An 18996-nucleotide genomic window follows, 5' to 3' on the forward strand; every position below is an offset into this window, starting at 1 on the left:
CGCTCACTCCCCTAAAACGCGCAGCACCGCGCCCAATTCCGCTGCGTATAGTCGTTCAGCCGGTAATTGCCCACCGCCTGCCCACATCAGCAGCCGACGCTCGCGGTCATAGCGCACACCGGGCAAAGGGGATAGGATCAGAACGTAATCGCCGGGACGGGCCGTACCGACAGCAGGTGGCTGTAAGAATCCCATGTAGCCGTTATGCGGTAATAAATGGTAACGGGCGCGCCCTGCCCAATAACCGCCTGGGGTTGTGCTGACGATAAACAGGCGCCGAACTGGTTCCCTGGGAAGCCGCCGACGCACTTCAAGCAAAAATTGATAAAACTCGCCTTCCGCGCCTGCCAGTGTCCGCTCATCTCCGGTCTTGCCAGCAAAAAGAGTCTCGGTTTTCACCAAACGCTGGCTCAAATCCCATTGCCAGCGCACATCCAACACCAGCCAACCGAGCAGAAACAGTGCCGCATACGACTTCCATGCGCCTAGCGCACGCGGTGTCTGTCCGAAGAGAGCCAAAAAAACCATACTAAATCCGACCCAAAGCGCGACGATCAGCACAGGAGGAAACAGGGCATCCAACGGTGCGCCTGCGGTGAAATTGATCGAGCGCTGGCTCCAATCCTCGAAAGCGGTCCATTCGGTCAGCGCCATGCGGGCAAGCTCCGCCACCCCCAACATCTTTGGCACCAATTCCAAACGGCGAACCACCAGTGGTCGGGCGAGAGACCCCTGTATAACCAAACCTATCACAGCGATCCGCCCGCGCCAGCTCGGTTGTGTGGCTAAATCGAAGGTACCGCTCGCCGCTCCGACCACGGGCAGCAGCACCTCACGCACCGTATCCGGTTCAGCCAGGGTGCTCCAGATCAGTCGTAGCTTATGACCGGATTCCAGGCCATCCACCTGCCAAGACACTCGATGATAGATCGATGCCCGCACCATGCGGGCCGAACCTTGCACCGAACTCAACCCTTGCGCGCCAGATTTGCGAATCTCCAAACCAGCCGGGGTTTGGCCACCCTCGCCACGGGCCAATTGCAGGGCTTCCCCAGCAAGCACCACCGGTGGCATAACCTCCTCCAGCCCCCCAGCCCGATAGAACAGCACCAGCACAAGGGCCGTTGCCAAGAAACCGCACACCGTAGCCGCGATAACTCGACCCACTGGCCTTAATCGGTCTGCCATCCATGACGATTGCATGATCCAACTCATCCCTGCAATCCACTTTCTTTGCAATACCGCACCAACGTCCAAGCGGGCCGATACCCTAGCTCCACCTCGATCCGGCTAGAATCGTAGCACGCCCATCCCAATAGCTTATCCACCATTGCATGAACCTTCCGATCCGCGCGCCCGGCTAGCCGCAACAACCCATCCGCCAAGGCTGCGATACTATAAATCGCCTTGGCTGGCACGGTATAGCTGATCAACGGTCGCCCTAGCGTCTCCCGGAGGATGAGGGACAACTCCCGCCCTGAATAGGGTTGGCCATCAGTCACAAAATACGTTTTACCGGCAGCCACAGGATGAGCGGCCCCAAGCAACATCGCTTGAACAACATCATCGACATGCACCAATGAGCGCCGGTTACCCGTTTCCGGTAATGGTGGCAACCAGCCGCGCCGTGCGGCCGCGATCAGCCGCGCCAGATTGGCTTTCATCCCCGGCCCATACACCAGCGCGGGTCGTAGATTGACAGTATGGAATCCATGCTCATGCCCCAAGGCGGTCAACCGCTCCTCGGCCGCTCGTTTCGCACAGCCATAAGGCGTCTGGGGCTGCATATCCCAACATTCATCGACGCAATGCGAACCTGGATCAGCCACTGCCTTGACCGTACTGAGAAACACCAAGCGCTCGACGCGGGCAGCCGCAGCGGCGATGAATAGGCGCACACTCCCCTCGAAATTTACAGCCCAATGGCGGGCGGAAAAATCCGCCACGCCATCTGCGTCGGCATGAGCGAAACCGGCAACATGGAACACTGTATTGGCACCGGAACATGCCCGCGCCAAACTGGCCGGATCAGCAAGATCGCCAAAGACGATTTCAACCCCTTGCCAATCTGCTGGAAGCACACTAGAGGATCGGGTCATCACCCGCAAGTGCGCGCCTCGTGCCCGCAGCACTGCGACTAACCGTCTGCCGATAAAGCCAGTCGCGCCGGTAATTAAGACGGCGCGCTCATAGTAGAAATCGGGGCTTACCACCACCGCCACCCATGCCGATTGAAAAACAGTGCGGCGGCACGCAGAAACAAGCCAACATGGCGCAGCCCCTTGCGCGCAGCATGACCACCCAGATGGACGATACGAACTTTGGGCACCCGCGCCAGGCGGGCCACGCGCGCCAGCCGCAGACTCAAATCGAAATCCTCGAAGTACAGAAAATATTCTGGACGAAACCCGCCGACCCGATCCAACGCCTCACGTCGGCATAGCATGAAGCAACCACTGGCGATGGACGGGTCCCATAAGACCGTATCACCCAACTGGTCGCGCAGCTCGTAACGGTCCAAGCGAGCCTGAAAGCGGCGCCGAATCCACAGCGGTGCAAAACCACGTAACGCCAAATCGAAGACAGCCGGGTAGTTTTTGCATAAATACTGCGGCTGGCCGCTACCATCGTGTGCTACAGGGGCTACTAGGCCCGCTTCGGGATAAGCGGCCAGAAACGCCAATCCTTCGCTAAGCGCGTCCTCTTCCAGCAACACATCCGGGTTCAGCACCAAATGAAAATCCCCGGCGGATCGCGCCAGCGCGAGGTTGTGGCCGGCCCCATAGCCCACGTTACCATGACCACTCAGCAGATCTAGCTCCGCCGCCGGCGAGGCCGTAACCAGCAAACGTTGCAGCGGCACAAGCCAGTCGGAACCAGGGCCGTTATCCACTAACACCAATCGCGCCTGCGCCAATAGTCCTTGCTCCCGAGCGTGCGCCAGCGCCCGATCCAGCCGCTCTAGCACCGTCACCAACATCGGCATGTCCGGCGCGTAAGTGACGATGGAAATAGCCAGCGAATTCACAGTTTAGTCCCGCCAATGCCGACGCAGCCCGGACCATACGCGCTCCCGCCAAGAACGCCGCAACCCATGGATCTCGGCAGCCTGTGCATCAATCCGCGCACGCAGCTCATTCAATTGATTTTCCAGATCGATTCGACCTGCCGACTGCGTAGATAACATAGCCTCCAATTCCCTGTTGCTTGCGGAGGTGGTGGCCACAGCGGCTGTCAATTCGTTGTTGCGAACGGTCAAGTGTGTGTTGGTCGCCTGCAATGCCTCTACTTGCTGACTTAAAACCGCTTGGGCTGTCTCTGCGTCCCGGCGCGGAATGCAATGCTGAACCAGTGCCAAATAATCGAGCGACATCGGCCATGAAAACTCCACGGCGAGTTGGCCACCTGCCTGCAATCCTACCAACGTCACTGCCGGGACCGGCAATTCCAAATGCGGATCTTCTCCAGCCAGGAATAACACCACCTCATTGGAAGACAAACCAGACTCGACGATGACCAACTGCCGGCTAGGCTGGGTCGCTAAGCTTTCGCGGTGGCCGTCCCAACGCCAAAGCAACTGCCCGGCGTCATCGTGTAACACCAAGCCATACAAGCGCATCAAGCCCGGCCGATCAGCAAAATCGAGCCGTAACGCTTGAATTGGCCCTGCCAAGGCAGGAATGGGCAGCGTTAAACTCTGCCGTTCCGCCCCCATTTGACCCCAGGTCGCGCTGCTCGCGTCGGCCTGATAATCGGCCCCTGATAGCCGCCAAAACAACTGGCAAGCAAAGCGCAATTCTGGCGGCGGGCAGCGCAATAGCGGCCCTGGGGATTCATCTACTGGGCCGGTGATATTGGCAGAGACGATAAACTGATAGACCAGTGCGTCAGGTCGGCCAAGCAATGCCCGAATCAACGCGGGCGGTAACGCATCAAGGCAGCGTTCAGTAAATTCGGACTGGTGGAGTTCACAGATCGCGGCATCGACCGCCACCGCTTGCAAGCCGGCCTCTTCCAGCAATCGCAGCAGCGAGCGCAAAGTAAAAAACCGCAGATGGGTTGCATCAAGCAAGCCTTCCGGCCGGTAGCGAAACTCCCCCGCCAGCAATTCGGCGATGAGACCGGCATGGGCTACGTTCGGAACAGATGCGAGAACCTGTCCATTCGGAGCCAGCAATCCTGGCAACTGGCCGAGCAAATTGGCGGGCCAGCGCAGATGCTCCAGAATATCGGCGCAGATGATGAATTCGTAGTGACAATCGCCAAAATACTCAGCCAGATCAATCTGTTCAAGATCAACGCATTCGAGGCGACGGTACCAATGAGCCGCTTGCTCAACCGCTGCTTGCTGGTATTCAACGCCATCCACCGTACACCCAAGCTGCTCTACCAGATGACGGCCCAAGATACCGGGACCGGCACCCAGATCCAACACGACGCTACCCGGACGTACTAAACGGGCGAGCTTCGCCAGCGAATCCTGACCCTTGAGGTCCAACGGGCGATGATAAATGTGGTGGCTTAAAATTCCCCGACCCATCTCAGCTATCGCTTATCTCGCGCCCGCGCCAGAACAGCACCTAAAATGATGGCACCCCCCAGCAAAGCCAGTGGCCCTGGCGTCTCTCCCAACAGCAGGAAGACCCAAACCGGATTCAGCACCGGTTCGATCATGGGAATCAAAATACCTTCAACGGCACGCACATGGCGTAGCGCGAAAGCGTACATCACGTAAGGCAGCCCCAGTTGCACGACACCGAGTAGCACGAGTCCAACCCAACCGGTAACATCCGGCAGCGACTGAAACATAAAAGGCAATCCAATTAAAGCGGCTAAAAGATTGCCAAGCACCAACGCGGGAATGGCCGACTGGTCACGATGGCGGCGCAGAAACAGCGTCAGCCATCCAAAACAAAAACCGCTGACCAGCGCAACACCGTTCCCGAGATAGCCCTGAAAGCTCAGCTCATCGCCGAAAAACAGCAGCATTCCGAGCATGATCACCGCCAGACTTAGCCAGTCGTTCCGCCGGGTCGGCTCGCCCAGAAACCAGGGACTAAACAGCGCCACATAAACAGGAGCGGTATATTGCAGGAGAATGGCATTGGCCGCCGTGGTGAGTTTGTTGGCAACCACGAACAGCACCACAGTTCCTGCATAGGCGACCGCTGCGCCAATCTGCTCGAATGACCCGTTAAATTGTAATTCGTGGCGGAAAACCAGCACCATAATAGCCGCGCCAATCAGGCTGCGCATCCCAGCGATGGCCAGCGGATTCCAGTCAACCCACTTGATCAGTAACCCCCCCAGACTCCACAGCAGCGCCGTTACCAACAACATCAGCACAGCGCGGCGGTGGGTTAAACTGGCGACTGCTGTCGCAGAGGTCGAATGCTCAGGCGTTACGCTCATTCGCCGCCCAAATAGGCGTTGCGGACTTCCGGGTTGGCCAATAGTGCATCGGCGCGATCTTCCAGCACGATCCGGCCGACCTCCATGACATACCCGCGATGCGCCAGCTTCAACGCAGCACGGGCGTTCTGTTCGACCAAGACAATCGTCACACCCGCTTCATTGATTTCCCACAAAGTTTGGAAGATCGCCTTGACTAATAATGGTGCCAAGCCAAGGCTAGGCTCATCCAGCAGCAGAATGCGCGGGTTGGCCATCAAGGCCCGGCCAATGGCCAGCATTTGCTGCTCGCCACCACTTAAGGTGCCGGCCAACTGGTTATGGCGCTGGGCCAATACCGGAAACAGCTCGTAAATCCATTGCAAAGTTTTAGCGATTTTGCCCGCATCGGTTTGCGAAAAAGCCCCTAAATTCAGATTTTCCCGCACGGTAAGGGTGCCGAACACTCGACGACCTTCCGGGGATTGAGCAATTCCCATCGCGACCAGGCGATGAGCGGGCAATTTATGAATCGGCTGTGATTCGAAGCGGATTTCCCCTTGTGCCGGGCGCAACAGGCCGCTGATTGTGCGCAAGGTGGTAGTTTTACCGGCGCCGTTGGCTCCAAGGATGGTGACGATCTCGCCTTGCCGCACTTGCAGGTTGATCCCGTGCAATGCTTCGACATTCCCGTAGCGGACGTGTAGATCTTCGGCTTCTAGCAACATGGGTTTGGGCTAACTGTTTCATCGTCAATGGCGGCAACAGCGACAGGCTGAGGAATCAGCGCTGCTGGAATTGCTCGAAACACCAACATCAAAATGTTCAAGCGCCGATTATCCTACCGCGTGCGCTAGCCGATGTCCCGCATCGTAGTCATTTCGTAGCAAAGAACCGGCGCAAAAAAGCATCGGCCCTTCTCTATCTTAGGGTAGAAAAGGGCCGATCAGCCGACGCTCCGGCTATCCCTTAAGGTGTGTTACCCCATCGCCAGCAACAAAGCGTTCAAGCGCTTCACAAAACTGGCTGGGTCTTCCAACTGACCACCTTCCGCCAACACTGCCTGCTCGAACAGCAGATTGGTCAAGTCACCAAAGCGACTGGCATCACTCTCGCTCTTAAGACGGCCGACCAGCGGATGCTGAGGATTCAGCTCCAGATAGGGCTTGCTCATCGGCACATTCTGGCCGGCGTCGCGCAGCATTCGTTCCAGATGGGAACTGAGCGCGTGTTCGTCCACCACCAGACAAGCCGGCGAATCGGTCAGACGAGTCGAAACCCGCACCTCTTTGACCTGATCGCCCAGCACCTCCTTGACCTTCGCCAGCAAGTCCTTGTGCTGATCCTCCGCCTGTTTTTGCTCCTGTTTTTCCTCTTCCGAGGCGATCTTGTCCAGATCCAACGCGCCCTTGGCGACCGATTGGAAATGCTTGCCGTCGAACTCATTGAGGTGCGACATCAACCACTCATCCACGCGGTCGGTCAGCAGCAACACTTCCAGGCCCTTCTTGCGGAAGATTTCCAGGTGCGGGCTGTTTTTGGCGGCGGCGAAGCTTTCCGCCGTAATGTAGTAAATCTTGTCCTGACCGTCTTTCATCCGGCTGATGTAATCGCTCAGGGTCACGATCTGATCGGAGCTGTCGGTGTGAGTCGAGGAGAAGCGGAACAGCTTGGCGATCTGCTCACGGTTGCCGTAATCCTCCGCCGGGCCTTCTTTGAGCGCTCGGCCGAATTCCTTCCAGAATTTGCCGTATTTCTCGGCGTCGTTTTGCGCTAGATCTTCCAGCAGCCCCAGCACTTTCTTGACCGAACCGGCGCGAATGCCGTCCACCACCTTGCTGCTTTGCAGGATTTCGCGGGAGATATTCAGCGGTAGATCGTTGGAGTCGATCACCCCACGCACAAACCGCAGGTAACGCGGCATCAGATGGTCTGCATCGTCCATGATGAACACCCGTTGCACGTAGAGCTTGACGCCGTGGCGCTGCTCCCGATCCCACAGGTCAAACGGCGCACGGCCGGGCAGGAACAACAGCGAGGTGTATTCCAGCTTGCCCTCAACCCGATTGTGGGTCCAAGCCAACGGGTCCTCGAAATCGTGACCAACGTGCTTGTAGAACTCTTTGTATTCCTCTTTCGTGATCTCTTGCTTGGGCCGCGCCCATAGCGCCGCTGCCTGATTGATACGCTCGTCCTCGATTTGAGGGGGCGCATCCTTATCTTCGCTGTACTTCTGCACCGGCATGATGACCGGCAAGGTAATGTGATCGGAATATTTGGTAATGATCGAGCGTAACTGCCACTCGTTCAGCAATTCGGCCTCGTCCTCGCGCAGATGGAGAGTGACCTCAGTACCGCGCGCCGCTTTATCAATATTTTCAAGCGTGTAGTCACCCTCGCCGCTGGATTCCCACAACACACCGTGCTCTGGCCCCAAACCGGCGCGGCGGGTGCGCAGGGTCACCTTGTCGGCGACGATAAAGCTGGAATAGAACCCGACACCGAACTGGCCAATCAGGTTGGCGTCCCTGGCTTGGTCGCCGGTCAGCTTTTGCATGAACTGGCGAGTGCCGGAGCGGGCGATGGTGCCGATGTTGTCGATGACTTCCTGCCGATCCATGCCGATGCCGTTATCGGCGACGGTGATGGTACGGGCATCCTTGTCGAAACTGACCCGGATTTTCAGATCGGGGGCCTTTTCGTACAGCGCACCATCGGTCAACGCTTCGAAACGCAACTTGTCGCAGGCATCCGAGGCGTTGGAGATCAGTTCGCGCAGAAAAACTTCTTTGTGGGAATACAGGGAATGCGCGACCAGGCGCAACAACTGCTGTACTTCGGCTTGAAAACCAAGGGTTTCCTTGCGGGCTTCGACGGTCATGGGTAACGGACTCCTGGATGATAGAATTTGAGGTTTAAACCCCAATATGCGGACGAACAGTGGGATTTCAAGGCAGTAGCATTTCCCGATCCAGCAGGTTGGATTAAGCTGCTTACGATCCTATCTCACAGGAGCTTCACCGTGTCCCAAGTGCAAACTAAAAGTTTTTTTAGCGCCGATGATTACTTGGCTTTGGAAGAACACAGTCCTGAAAAGCATGAATATCTAGCCGGTGAAATTTTCGCAATGGTCGGCGCAACCGACGCCCATGTAACGATCACAATGAATTTGGCTTTTTTGCTACGCCCCCACGTCCGCGGCCGACCTTTCCGGGTCTACATGCTCGACATGAAACTCCGTGTAGAGACCGCTGACGCCTTCTTCTATCCCGACCTACTGGTGACTTGCACCCCGGAAGATCATGCGTCGCCGCGCTTCAAGCGCCAGCCCACCGTGTTGGTCCAAGTGTTATCCAAAACGACCGCTGCGTTTGATCGGGGCCAGAAATTTGCCATTTACCGCCAGATACCGAGCTTGCGCGAATACGTTTTAATCGAGCAAGAACGCATGAGTGTGGAATGCTTTCGCCGTGACGAACGAGATCGGTGGGTATTACAAAGTTACGGCCCCGGCGACCGGGTGGAATTGTCGAGCCTGGAGTTCAGCAGCCCTATCGAGGCGCTTTATGAAGATGTGGCGCTGCCAGAAAATCCCGACGAACCTTGGCGGTTGTCCGAAGAAAAGCCGGAGTGAACGGACAGCCATGCCCTACTCGAACGCCAAGCCTTCATGCCGCAACAGCCAGCGTTTAATCGCCAGCGGATCGCCCTTTACTTCCCCTGCGTAACCGCCTAACCCCTGCCGGCTCACCACCCGATGGCAGGGAATTAGAATTGGTATCGGATTACTCCGGCACGCCCCGCCGATGGCGCGAGGAGCGGTATCCAGTCGCTGCGCCAGTTCGCCATAGCTCAGCACAGAACCTGTCGGAATCGCTTGCAGAGCCACCCACACTCTCTGTTGAAACGCCGTCCCAGCCGGGGCCAGTGGCACATTGAATGAGGCGAGCGGATGGTGAAAATAGGCGATCAACTGGGTTACGACAGCCTCGGTCGCCGCATTCACCGGCGCCTGTTCGGCAGCATCGGCTGGCAAATAATCCAGCGCGCTCACCGCCTTATCGCTCATGCGAATACCGATGCGGCCCATCGGCGTGGCAATGACCGCCTGATAATCACCGCTCCCGTTCATATTCAATCCTCGCGCGGAACGAAGCTCAACCAGTCGCGGCTGGCGTCGCCGTAAACGATGAAGTAGGGATTCAACAACGATTCGTGGGTATTGTAGCGCAACGCTTCGCCGGTCTCCGCCGACACCACCCGGCCACCCGCCACTTCGACGATAGCTTGCGCGGCGGCGGTATCCCATTCTGAGGTCGGTCCAAAACGTGGATACACGTCCGCTAAGCCTTCCGCCACCTGGCAGAATTTGAGGGAGCTACCGATGGTGACCAGTTCATACGCCCCCAGCTTGGCGGCGAATTGTTGCAACTTCGGCCCGCCGTGGGATTTGCTGCCGACTACGCGCACCGGTTCACCGAGCCGCAATGGCTTAATAGTAATCGGTTGCGGTGGCTGCCCCGGTTCCTCCCGAAACGCGCCATCACCACGCGCAGCGGAGTAACACACGCCAGTCACTGGCACCCTCACCACCCCGAATACCGGTTCGTGCTCCTCGATGAAGGCGATGTTGACGGTGAATTGGCCGTTGCGCTGGACGAATTCCTTGGTGCCATCCAGCGGGTCCACCAACCAATAGCGCCGCCAGTTCGACCGCTCGGAAAAAGGTACAGCCGCCGATTCCTCGGACAGCACCGGAATATCAGGCGTCAAATTTTGTAAGCCGGCGACGATGACGCGATGCGCGGCCAAATCAGCGACGGTCAGCGGACTGTTGTCATCCTTGGCAGTGACATCAAAGGCGGTCGCGTAAATCTCCAGAATCTGCTCGCTGGCTTCTGCCGCTAACGCCCGCACAGGCTCAAGCCAAGCAGACCATTCATCGCGCATCGCTGTTTTCTCCGGCTATAAAACGCGAAAGGGCGATCTGGAAGGATCGCCCCGCTCGTTAAATCTGGGATTGAATTAGGAAAGCTTTTCCTTGATACGGGCCGCCTTGCCTTCCAGACCACGCAGATAGTAAAGCTTGGCGCGGCGCACGTCGCCCCGTCGCTTCACGGTGATATCGGCAATAGCCGGGCTGTAGGATTGAAACACCCGCTCCACACCTTCACCGTGAGAAATCTTGCGCACGGTAAAGGCCGAGTTCAGCCCTCGGTTGCGCTTGGCGATCACGATGCCCTCGAACGCCTGCAAGCGCTCGCGGTTGCCTTCCTTCACCTTGACCCGCACCACCACAGTATCACCGGGACCAAAGTCCGGGATTTCACGGTTCATCTGTTCTTTTTCAAAGGCTTCAACCAGTTTGCTCATCACACTACGCTCCACGTTGCTCCGTGAGATCCCCGGCCACGCCGGCCTTCTCCACTCTCTTTTGATATTCGCGAATAAAATCATCCAACAACATCTGCTCAGCGGCATCCAACACCCGCTGCGCTAGCAATTCTGGCCGCCGTAGCCAGGTTCGGCCCAGGGACTCACGCCGACGCCAGCGGGCAATAGCAGCATGATCGCCACCCAATAACACCGCCGGTACGCGCCGACCGTCGATTTCCTCAGGGCGGGTATAGTGCGGGCAATCCAACAGACCATCCATAAACGAATCCTGTTCGGCCGACTCGCTATCGTTCAACGCCCCCGGCAACAACCGGGCCAGCGCATCAATCAACACCAACGCCGCCAGCTCACCACCGCTCAGCACGTAATCGCCGATGGACCATTCATCATCCACCTCGGTCTCGATCAGGCGCTCGTCAATCCCTTCATACCGGCCAGCCAGCAAAATCAGTCGATCTTCCTGTGCCAGTTCCCGCACACCGTCTTGATTGAGCGGCCGGCCCTGTGGGCTTAAGTAAATCGTCTTGCCGCTTGGTTCTACCGCTTGTCTAGCCCGCCGCAGCGTATCGCGTAGCGGCTGCACCTTCATCACCATTCCTGGTCCACCACCATAAGGCCGGTCGTCCACTGTGCGATGACGGTCGTGGGTCTCCGCGCGAGGGTCCCAGGTCGTGACCGTCAACAGCCCGCGTTCGACTGCTCGGCCGGTAACCCCAAACCGTAATAGCGTTTCAACCATTTCAGGAAACAGGGTCACTACATCTACACGCACGACGACATTCCTCGCTACACCCCTTGCCAACGACGGCATCGGGACCGAGCAAGCAGCACACCCCTAGAAGTCCGGGTCCCAATCCACTCGCAGCAAGCGCTGCGCGAAATCAATTTCGACGACGACCCTATCCCGGACAAAGGGGATCAGTCGCTCTCGCTCACCTTGCACGACCATCACATCGTTGGCGCCGGTCGCGAATAAATACTTGATGGTTCCCAAGTCGATGCCGTCCATGGTTGCCACCCGTAACCCTTCCAAATCCACCCAGTAATATTCACCAGGCTTCGGTGGGGTCAACTGTGCGCGCCGCACGGCGATCTCGCTCTGGATCAAGGTGGCCGCCTGGTCCCTGTCATCGTAACCGGCGAACTTCAGTACTACTCCTTCGCCATGCGCACGACTTGCCTCAACCTGGAACGGCTGCCATTCTCCCTGTTGCCGTAAAAACAACGGGTGGTAGCGCGTGATCCCTGCTCGAGGCTGGGTCTCGGAAAATACCCGCACCCAGCCCTGCACACCGAACAATCCGGAAATCCGCCCCAAAATCACCCAATCCGACATCGCGGCAAAGCGGAGTGACGAGGGGATAACGGGTTATTGAACTTGGTGCTTGCCGGCCTCGGCGATCAGGCTGACGACTCGCTCCGAGGGCTGGGCACCGTTGTTCAACCAGTACTGCACACGCTCTTGGTTGAGGCTTAAGCGCTGTTCCTTACCGCTGGCGATGGGGTTGAAAAAACCGATGCGTTCAATATAGCTGCCGTCGCGCCGGTTGCGGCTGTCGGTTACAACGACGGTATAAAAAGGGCGCTTCTTGGCGCCGCCGCGCGACAGGCGGATGGTAACCATACGCTATGAATACCTCTTGCGAATTCTGATACGAAAAGCTGCCCACGCGGGGCAGCCGGACGAAGCGGAGAATAATAACTGAAATCGGGTACGTTTGGAACCGATGTATAGCTGTTCGATTCTGTCAGGGCTTCTAGGGCTTGATGGGCGGTAAGCTACCCATCGGCAATCGCCCTTGCAGACCGCGCAACATCTTCATGAAACCCCCACCCTTCATCTTCTTCATCATCTTTTGGGCCTGATCAAACTGCTTCAAAAGCCGGTTCACATCCTGAATTTGGTTACCGGAACCGGTTGCGATCCGCCGCTTACGTGACCCTTTGATAATGTCCGGAAACCGACGTTCCTGGGGCGTCATCGAGTTGATTATCGCTACCAGACGCTTGACTTCCTTGTCAGCAGCCTGATCCTTGAGAGCGGCCGGCGCAGCGTTGAAACCTGGCATTTTATCCAGCAAGCTGGCAATTCCGCCCATCTTGAGCATCTGTTCCATTTGCTCGCGAAAATCCTCCAGATCGAAACCTCGGCCTTTTTGAACCTTCTGCGCCAACTTAAGGGCTTTTTCTTTGTCAACCTTCTGTTCCATCTCCTCAACCAGGCTCAATACATCGCCTTTGCCGAGGATTCGGGACGCGACCCGCTCAGGATAGAACGGCTCCAAAGCCGCCGTTTTCTCGCCCACTCCGAGAAATTTAATTGGCTTGCCGGTGATCTGGCGGATGGACAGGGCAGCGCCGCCGCGCGCGTCGCCATCCGTCTTAGTCAGTACCACACCGGTCAGCGGTAAGTTCTTGTCGAATGCTTGGGCAGTGACGGCCGCGTCCTGACCGGTCATGCTGTCAACCACAAACAGCGTTTCAATCGGATCGAGCACGGTGTGAACCCGCTGGATCTCCGCCATCATCTCCTCATCGATGTGCAGCCGACCGGCGGTATCGACGATCAGCACCTCCATGGCGTGAAGGCGGGCATAGTCCAACGCTTGACGGGCAATGGTTTCTGGTGCTTGATCTGAGGTACTGGGAAAAAATTCCGCGCCAACCTCGCCGGCCAATTTGCGTAACTGTTCGATGGCGGCGGGCCGGTATACATCGCAACTAACCACCATGACCTTTTTGCGCTGGCGCTCCTTGAGCCAACGAGCCAACTTGGCAACGCTGGTGGTCTTGCCGGAGCCTTGCAGGCCGGCCATGAGCACCACTGCCGGCGGTTGCACACGCAGGTTCAACTCGGCGTTGGCCTCACCCATCACACCGATCAATTCCTCGTGAACGATCTTGATCAGCACTTGACCAGGCGTCAGGCTCAGCAAGACTTCCTCACCGATGGCTCGTTCGCGGACCCGGTTGATGAACTCGCGCACTACCGGTAGCGCCACGTCAGCTTCCAACAGCGCCATGCGAACCTCGCGCAGCGCGTCCTTGATATTGTCCTCAGTCAGGCGACCTTGGCCGCGCAAATTCTTGACGGTGCGCAACAGACGTTCGCTGAGATTTTCGAACATGCCGGATCAACCTTCGATGCTGTGGGAGTAGTACGATGAGAATGTGCGAATGTATGGATTATAGGGAAATTGGCCAAGAGAGCCATCGAAGCCACTAACGTACTTTAAGCGACTTCCGTTCCGTGCCATTATCCTCTGGAAAAACGCTCACGTCGCGGAATACATGATGAACGCGGTCATCGGTAGCTTGGCAGTCGCCCTTTATCTGCTGGCCGGAGGTTGGTTAACGTTGCGGCTGGCGCACGCCGGCGATAGCGGTGTTTGGCCCAGAAGCCGCCCTTTGGCTCTCGCTTGGGGAGCCATTATCCTGCACGCGATGGTTTTATCACGCACGGTGTTCGAACCTGTTGGCTTAAATCTTGGCTTTTTCAACGCGCTGTCTTTGACGGGTTGGCTGATCAGCGGGGTCATGTTAGCGGTCGCGCTGGTCCGCCCGGTCGAAAACCTTGGGGTCTTGGTGTTACCGTTTGGCGCGCTGACGCTGATTCTCGGTCTACTGTTTCCGTCCCAGCGCATCGTCGCCGATCCCAGCCAATGGCCGCTTGAACTGCACATCCTTATCGCTATCCTCGCCTATGCTTTGTTGGCGCTAGCAGCCGTTCAGGCGGTGTTGCTGGCCATCCAGGATCACCGTTTGCGCCACCGCCAACCTGGCGGTTTTCTACGCGCAATTCCGCCGCTAACAGCGATGGAAACACTGCTCTTTCAGATGCTTGGAATCGGCTTCGTCCTACTGACCAGTACCTTGATCAGCGGCTTTTTCTTTCTGGAAGATTTGTTCGCCCAGCACCTCGCACACAAAACAGTCCTCTCTTTGATCGCCTGGTGCGTCTTTGGCGTGTTGCTCTGGGGCCGTTGGCGCTTTGGCTGGCGCGGCCGCACGGCCATTCGCTGGACCTTGAGCGGTTTCGTTTTTCTGATGCTAGCGTTCTTTGGTAGTAAGCTGGTCTTAGAGCTGGTTCTGCGGCGCTATTAAGCTGGATTCGCTTGGCTTCTAACTCTTTCGGTTTTTGCTGCGGCAAGTCCAGATCAATGGTTGCTAACTGGCTAGCTCGGTAACGGTCTTGCGGCTTTCCGCACGCCATACCCAATCTTCAATCCCATTTTCTGGTCGATATTCCGCTACGGCTTCCTGCAAGATCAGGCGCACCAGAGGATAATCGAACCTGCGCCCGGCAGCATCCAACCGCTTTAGACAGTCGCTGATCGCCGACCAAGGTTGATGTTCCTCATGAGCACGACGAATCATCGGGTGCTCCGTCGGTAAATCGTCGGCATCAATCAATAACTCTTCGCGCAGCTTCTCGCCACTGCGTAGACCCGTGAACTGAATTTCGATGTCACCTTCAGGATGGGAGTCGTCGCGGATCGTCAAACCGGACAGCGCGATCATTCTCTGCGCCAAATCCAAAATGCGAACCGCTTCGCCCATATCGAGCAAAAACAGATCACCGCCTTGTGCTAGCGCGCTTGATTGGATCACCAACTGCGCTGCTTCGGGAATCGTCATGAAATAGCGCTCTACATCTGGATGCGTCACCGTCACTGGCCCACCTTTACGGATTTGTTCGCGGAACAAGGGAACCACCGAACCGGAAGAATCCAAGACATTGCCAAAGCGCACCATGCAAAACCGAGTGCCACCCCCCTCCCCGGCCAGACCCTGCAAGATGAGTTCGGCTAAGCGCTTGGTGGCGCCCATGACGTTGGTGGGGCGCACTGCTTTATCGCTGGAAACCAGCACGAAGGTTTCAACCTGCGCGGCGCTAGCGGCCTGAGCGGCATGTAAGGTGCCGAAAACGTTGTTATAGACTCCTTCGAGCGGATTACGCTCGACAATAGGAACATGTTTGTAGGCAGCGGCATGATAGACCGTTCTCACTTCGAAACTTTCCATCACCCCTTGTAACCGCTGTTGATGGAGCACCGAACCTAATAGAGGCACCAATTCAATGGGTGGCCATCCCATGTTGTCCAGCATCGCATTCAGCTCTTGCTCGATGCTATACAGCACGAATTCGGATCGCTCAAGTAGCACCAATCGACGAGGCCGCAATACCAGAATCTGCCGACACAGCTCGGCGCCGATGGAACCACCGGCACCAGTCACCATAACCGATTGACCGGTGACTCGCGCCCGCAAAAAAGCTTCATTGGGCTGTACGGAATCACGACCGAGGATATCCTGCACGTCGATTTCGCGGAATTCGTCAATGCGCCGCGCACCACTGGTCAATTCACCCAGGGTCGGCAACGCCATGACCCGTGCTGGCAAGCCAGCTAGCATCTCAAGGATTTCCCGGCGGCGGCGGTGGGAGGTGGAAGGCAATGCCAACAAAATCAGGCTGGCTTCGTGACGAGTGATCAAGCGATGCAATTTGGCGGGCGCCCAAACCTTCATACCCAGGACCACGCTACCCCATAGACGCGGATTGTCGTCAACGAACACCACCGGTTCAAAGCCACTGCCGTAGCGGAGCGCATTGACCAGTTGAGCACCCGCCTCACCCGCACCGTAGACGATCACTGGGGTGCGGGCGGTATTGGACCGAAACCGCCGGCGTAAATAACGGCGCAGTAGTAGCCGACCACCGCCCACCAACGCCGTCAACACCAGCCAACAGATCACCCAAGACGAGCGCGGTACTAACCCTTCACGCAAAAAGACCCAAACCGCCATCATCGCTAGGATACCGACACTTACCCCGAAGACGATGGTATAAAGCAAACTTTCGTCAGCATAGCGCAGAATCGGCCGATAGAGGCCAACCCCTGCAAAGATAGGGATCAGGATGGCGGGCGCCAGCAGAAACAGCCACACCACATCCTGTAGCATGTCTGGCCACCAGTCACCCAGGCGGATCGCGAAAGAGGCCCAGACCGCGACAAGGACTGCGAGCGCGTCGCCGACGACTAACAACAATCGGCGAACGTCAGGAGGTAAATTCAGGAATTGTTCGAGCTTCACGGGGCCGATACTGTAGCATGACGCCGCTCTAATCGCCCCACCCCCCAGATCAGGAGGCTATAAATGAAAACCCAGATCACGAGTAGCCAGGTTTGGCCAGCCGGTGGTAGTTCCATCGCTAGCACCGCTGACCCCGCGCAAGCCAGCATCAGCACATATTCTGCAAGAACCGTTTTGCGATGCCCCCAACCGAGCAGGACCAATCGCTGATAATAATGCGACCGATGAGCTTGCCAGACTTTCTCTCCTCGGAGTAGCCGACGCAACAAGGTTACGGTAGCATCGACGATGAACGGAGAGAACACTAAAATCGCTATCCACAGCGGAAACAAGTTAGCCTTACTACCCCAAAGAGTACAAGCTGCTGCCAGAAATCCCAAGGCTGTCGAGCCTGTATCTCCCATGAAGATCTTTGCGGGTGGAAAATTGTGAATAAGGAAACCGGCGCTCGCTGCCGCTACGATCAAGCAGACATCAGTGAAAGTGGCATCCGCCCGCCCAAGCCAAGCCAGCGTCGAAAAACCGATCAAGGTCATGCCGCCTGCGAAACCATCTATGCCGTCCATGAAATTGTATAAGTTGATCATCCAGCCCCCAAACAGCAGGGTAATGAAGATAGCTACCCAAGAGGCCAGCGGTAAGGTCAAGTCAGGTAACTCTAGGTTGCCAGGGGCCAGACCTGCAGCCAATAAGCTGACAGATGCTAATAGATGGATTAGGATGCGCCACTTGGCGGCAATATTCCGGCAATCATCAAGAAATGAAATAATCACCAGTGGTGTCAACCCCAATAGCAGGTAAAACTTAGTTTCGGACAATGGGTAAAATCCTATCCCTCTACTCAGGGCAGAACTAACCAGTATTCCTGCAAGCATGGCGATGCCCCCTGTACGGGGCACAGCCAGCTTGTGTAGGGAGCGAACATTAGGGTGGTCGAAGATCCGAAGCAGAGACCCCACACGAACCAGAATGACATCAAGGGCGATCACTACAATAAAAGTAAATAAAATATTGGATATCAACATATTTAGTATCTTTATACAACCAATTAAGCTACAAGATTGACTTTCTTGATACGCTCACAAATTAATTCTCTCAGGTAGTAGTCTATTTCAGCGTGTTTTATATTCCAAGCGATAGCAATATGGCGAGAATTACGATTGATACCGTTCATATTATGATATTTATAAAGAAAAGATCTTGTGGGCGAGCCACAAAAAATAGTTAAACTGACACAATGGCTTAGGCTGGAAGAATCACCAGCTTTAATGAATTCCATCCAGAAGACCGCCTTTCAATATGCCTAAATATGACTCAGCCAAGCGACCACCCCTCATTATTGACGAATTCTTTCAACTCATTCGATATCGTGATTTGGTCATATTAATTATAGAAAACATCCTCAAGAGCCGTTACAAGCGGTCTACGCTCGGTATTTTTTGGATGCTACTCAATCCGCTGCTACAAACAATTGTTCTGACTATCGCTTTTGGAACAATGTTTAAATCATCACTGCCTAATTATGCAGTTTATTTATTATGTGGCTTACTGATTTGGAACTATATTACTCAAACCACTCAATACGCGATGGTCTCCATGACCCAAGGCGGGGGGTTACTTAGGCGAATTTATATTCCCAGAGCTACCTATATTGTAGCCTCAGCAGGAAACGGTTTAATTAATTTATTAGTTTCAATTGCTTCCTTAGCTATCATTATTTTTTTTCTCAATCATCCTATAACTCTAAGTTGGTTTTTCCTACCGATTAGTATTCTAATCCTAACAATGTTCACTCTTGGTTTTGCATTATTACTATCCACCGCCGCCGTCTTCTTTAACGACACCGTAGATATTTATCAAGTTTTAACCCAAGCACTATTTTTTCTAACCCCAATCATGTACCCGCCTTCGATTCTTCCAACCGAAATCGGGAAATACTTAATATGGAATCCCATAATTCCACTCATCGATATTTTTCGTATTCCCATATACAACAATACACTACCCGATATGGATATTATTATAAAAGCCATAATATTAGCAACTATCATGCTAATTGTTGGTTGGACTCTGTTCACTAATAAAGCTGATCAAGTGATTTACCGCCTTTAA

Annotated in this window: 20 protein-coding genes; 3 read left to right on the forward strand and 17 right to left on the reverse strand. The window is 55.8% G+C overall.

What is annotated here, in order from left to right:
* Positions 1 to 3 precede the first annotated feature (3 nt).
* The 7 genes from BN873_RS06695 to htpG all read right to left on the reverse strand — a co-directional run bounded on the left by BN873_RS06695 (position 4) and on the right by htpG (position 8272).
* On the reverse strand, positions 4 to 1203 hold the full coding sequence (locus BN873_RS06695; protein WP_139031658.1) for a hypothetical protein: 1200 nt from the start codon (positions 1201 to 1203) through the stop codon (positions 4 to 6).
* An 8-nt stretch (positions 1204 to 1211) separates the two neighbouring features.
* Positions 1212 to 2213 carry an NAD-dependent epimerase/dehydratase family protein gene (locus tag BN873_RS06700; RefSeq protein WP_071244049.1) on the reverse strand — a complete coding sequence of 334 codons (1002 nt, stop codon included), beginning with the start codon at positions 2211 to 2213 and terminating at the stop codon, positions 1212 to 1214.
* The gene (locus tag BN873_RS06705) at positions 2207 to 3028 is read right to left on the reverse strand and encodes a glycosyltransferase (RefSeq protein WP_048672024.1); all 822 of its coding nucleotides are present in this window, start codon (positions 3026 to 3028) and stop codon (positions 2207 to 2209) included. Before BN873_RS06705 ends, BN873_RS06700 begins: the two co-directional genes overlap by 7 nt.
* Before the next feature lie 3 nt (positions 3029 to 3031).
* Complete coding sequence (locus BN873_RS06710) at positions 3032 to 4540, reverse strand: methyltransferase domain-containing protein (RefSeq protein ID WP_048672027.1); 1509 nt, start codon at positions 4538 to 4540, stop codon at positions 3032 to 3034.
* 5 nt (positions 4541 to 4545) lie between these two features.
* Entirely contained in the window at positions 4546 to 5412 is an 867-nt protein-coding gene (locus BN873_RS06715; RefSeq protein WP_048672030.1) for a DMT family transporter, read from the reverse strand.
* Positions 5409 to 6119: an ABC transporter ATP-binding protein gene (locus BN873_RS06720; protein ID WP_048672033.1), complete on the reverse strand. Its 711-nt coding sequence runs from the start codon at positions 6117 to 6119 to the stop codon at positions 5409 to 5411. The genes BN873_RS06715 and BN873_RS06720 overlap by 4 nt, the downstream gene beginning before the upstream one ends.
* 251 nt (positions 6120 to 6370) lie before the next feature.
* Positions 6371 to 8272 carry a molecular chaperone HtpG gene (gene htpG / locus BN873_RS06725; RefSeq protein WP_048672035.1) on the reverse strand — a complete coding sequence of 634 codons (1902 nt, stop codon included), beginning with the start codon at positions 8270 to 8272 and terminating at the stop codon, positions 6371 to 6373.
* Positions 8273 to 8413: 141 nt separating this feature from the next.
* Here htpG and BN873_RS06730 point away from each other — a divergent pair, with 141 nt between their 5' ends.
* Complete coding sequence (locus tag BN873_RS06730) at positions 8414 to 9025, forward strand: Uma2 family endonuclease (protein WP_048672037.1); 612 nt, start codon at positions 8414 to 8416, stop codon at positions 9023 to 9025.
* 15 nt (positions 9026 to 9040) lie between these two features.
* On the opposite strand, the gene BN873_RS06735 is transcribed toward BN873_RS06730, so the two are convergent.
* The 7 genes from BN873_RS06735 to ffh all read right to left on the reverse strand — a co-directional run bounded on the left by BN873_RS06735 (position 9041) and on the right by ffh (position 13916).
* Positions 9041 to 9523: a methylated-DNA--[protein]-cysteine S-methyltransferase gene (locus BN873_RS06735; protein ID WP_048672040.1), complete on the reverse strand. Its 483-nt coding sequence runs from the start codon at positions 9521 to 9523 to the stop codon at positions 9041 to 9043.
* A 2-nt stretch (positions 9524 to 9525) separates the two neighbouring features.
* Entirely contained in the window at positions 9526 to 10341 is an 816-nt protein-coding gene (cysQ, locus tag BN873_RS06740) for a 3'(2'),5'-bisphosphate nucleotidase CysQ (protein WP_048672044.1), read from the reverse strand.
* Between the two features lie 75 nt (positions 10342 to 10416).
* Positions 10417 to 10764 carry a 50S ribosomal protein L19 gene (rplS, locus tag BN873_RS06745; protein WP_048672046.1) on the reverse strand — a complete coding sequence of 116 codons (348 nt, stop codon included), beginning with the start codon at positions 10762 to 10764 and terminating at the stop codon, positions 10417 to 10419.
* Positions 10765 to 10768: 4 nt separating this feature from the next.
* Positions 10769 to 11560, reverse strand: a complete 792-nt coding sequence (gene trmD / locus BN873_RS06750) for a tRNA (guanosine(37)-N1)-methyltransferase TrmD (protein WP_048672049.1) — start codon at positions 11558 to 11560, stop codon at positions 10769 to 10771.
* Between the two features lie 63 nt (positions 11561 to 11623).
* A complete protein-coding gene (gene rimM / locus BN873_RS06755) occupies positions 11624 to 12124 on the reverse strand; it encodes a ribosome maturation factor RimM (protein WP_048672052.1) in 501 nt (166 codons plus the stop codon).
* A 33-nt stretch (positions 12125 to 12157) separates the two neighbouring features.
* On the reverse strand, positions 12158 to 12412 hold the full coding sequence (gene rpsP / locus BN873_RS06760) for a 30S ribosomal protein S16 (protein ID WP_048672055.1): 255 nt from the start codon (positions 12410 to 12412) through the stop codon (positions 12158 to 12160).
* Between the two features lie 133 nt (positions 12413 to 12545).
* Positions 12546 to 13916 (reverse strand): signal recognition particle protein, encoded by a 1371-nt coding sequence (gene ffh, locus BN873_RS06765; RefSeq protein ID WP_048672059.1) that lies wholly within the window; start codon positions 13914 to 13916, stop codon positions 12546 to 12548.
* 166 nt (positions 13917 to 14082) lie between these two features.
* Here ffh and BN873_RS06770 point away from each other — a divergent pair, with 166 nt between their 5' ends.
* Positions 14083 to 14892, forward strand: a complete 810-nt coding sequence (locus tag BN873_RS06770) for a cytochrome C assembly family protein (RefSeq protein WP_320411704.1) — start codon at positions 14083 to 14085, stop codon at positions 14890 to 14892.
* A 63-nt stretch (positions 14893 to 14955) separates the two neighbouring features.
* On the opposite strand, the gene BN873_RS06775 is transcribed toward BN873_RS06770, so the two are convergent.
* Genes BN873_RS06775 through BN873_RS20045 form a run of 3 tightly spaced genes read right to left on the reverse strand, consistent with a single transcriptional unit; the run spans position 14956 to position 18163 of the window.
* Entirely contained in the window at positions 14956 to 16884 is a 1929-nt protein-coding gene (locus tag BN873_RS06775) for a polysaccharide biosynthesis protein (protein ID WP_048672064.1), read from the reverse strand.
* Positions 16881 to 17909 (reverse strand): MraY family glycosyltransferase, encoded by a 1029-nt coding sequence (locus BN873_RS06780; RefSeq protein WP_071244047.1) that lies wholly within the window; start codon positions 17907 to 17909, stop codon positions 16881 to 16883. The genes BN873_RS06775 and BN873_RS06780 overlap by 4 nt, the downstream gene beginning before the upstream one ends.
* 23 nt (positions 17910 to 17932) lie before the next feature.
* Positions 17933 to 18163, reverse strand: a complete 231-nt coding sequence (locus BN873_RS20045; protein WP_139031659.1) for a hypothetical protein — start codon at positions 18161 to 18163, stop codon at positions 17933 to 17935.
* A gap of 20 nt (positions 18164 to 18183) precedes the next feature.
* Between BN873_RS20045 and BN873_RS06785 the strand changes: the two genes are divergently transcribed.
* Positions 18184 to 18996 carry an ABC transporter permease gene (locus BN873_RS06785; protein ID WP_048672067.1) on the forward strand — a complete coding sequence of 271 codons (813 nt, stop codon included), beginning with the start codon at positions 18184 to 18186 and terminating at the stop codon, positions 18994 to 18996.

The organism is Candidatus Competibacter denitrificans Run_A_D11 (assembly GCF_001051235.1).
Taxonomy (GTDB): Bacteria; Pseudomonadota; Gammaproteobacteria; order Competibacterales; family Competibacteraceae; genus Competibacter_A; species Competibacter_A denitrificans.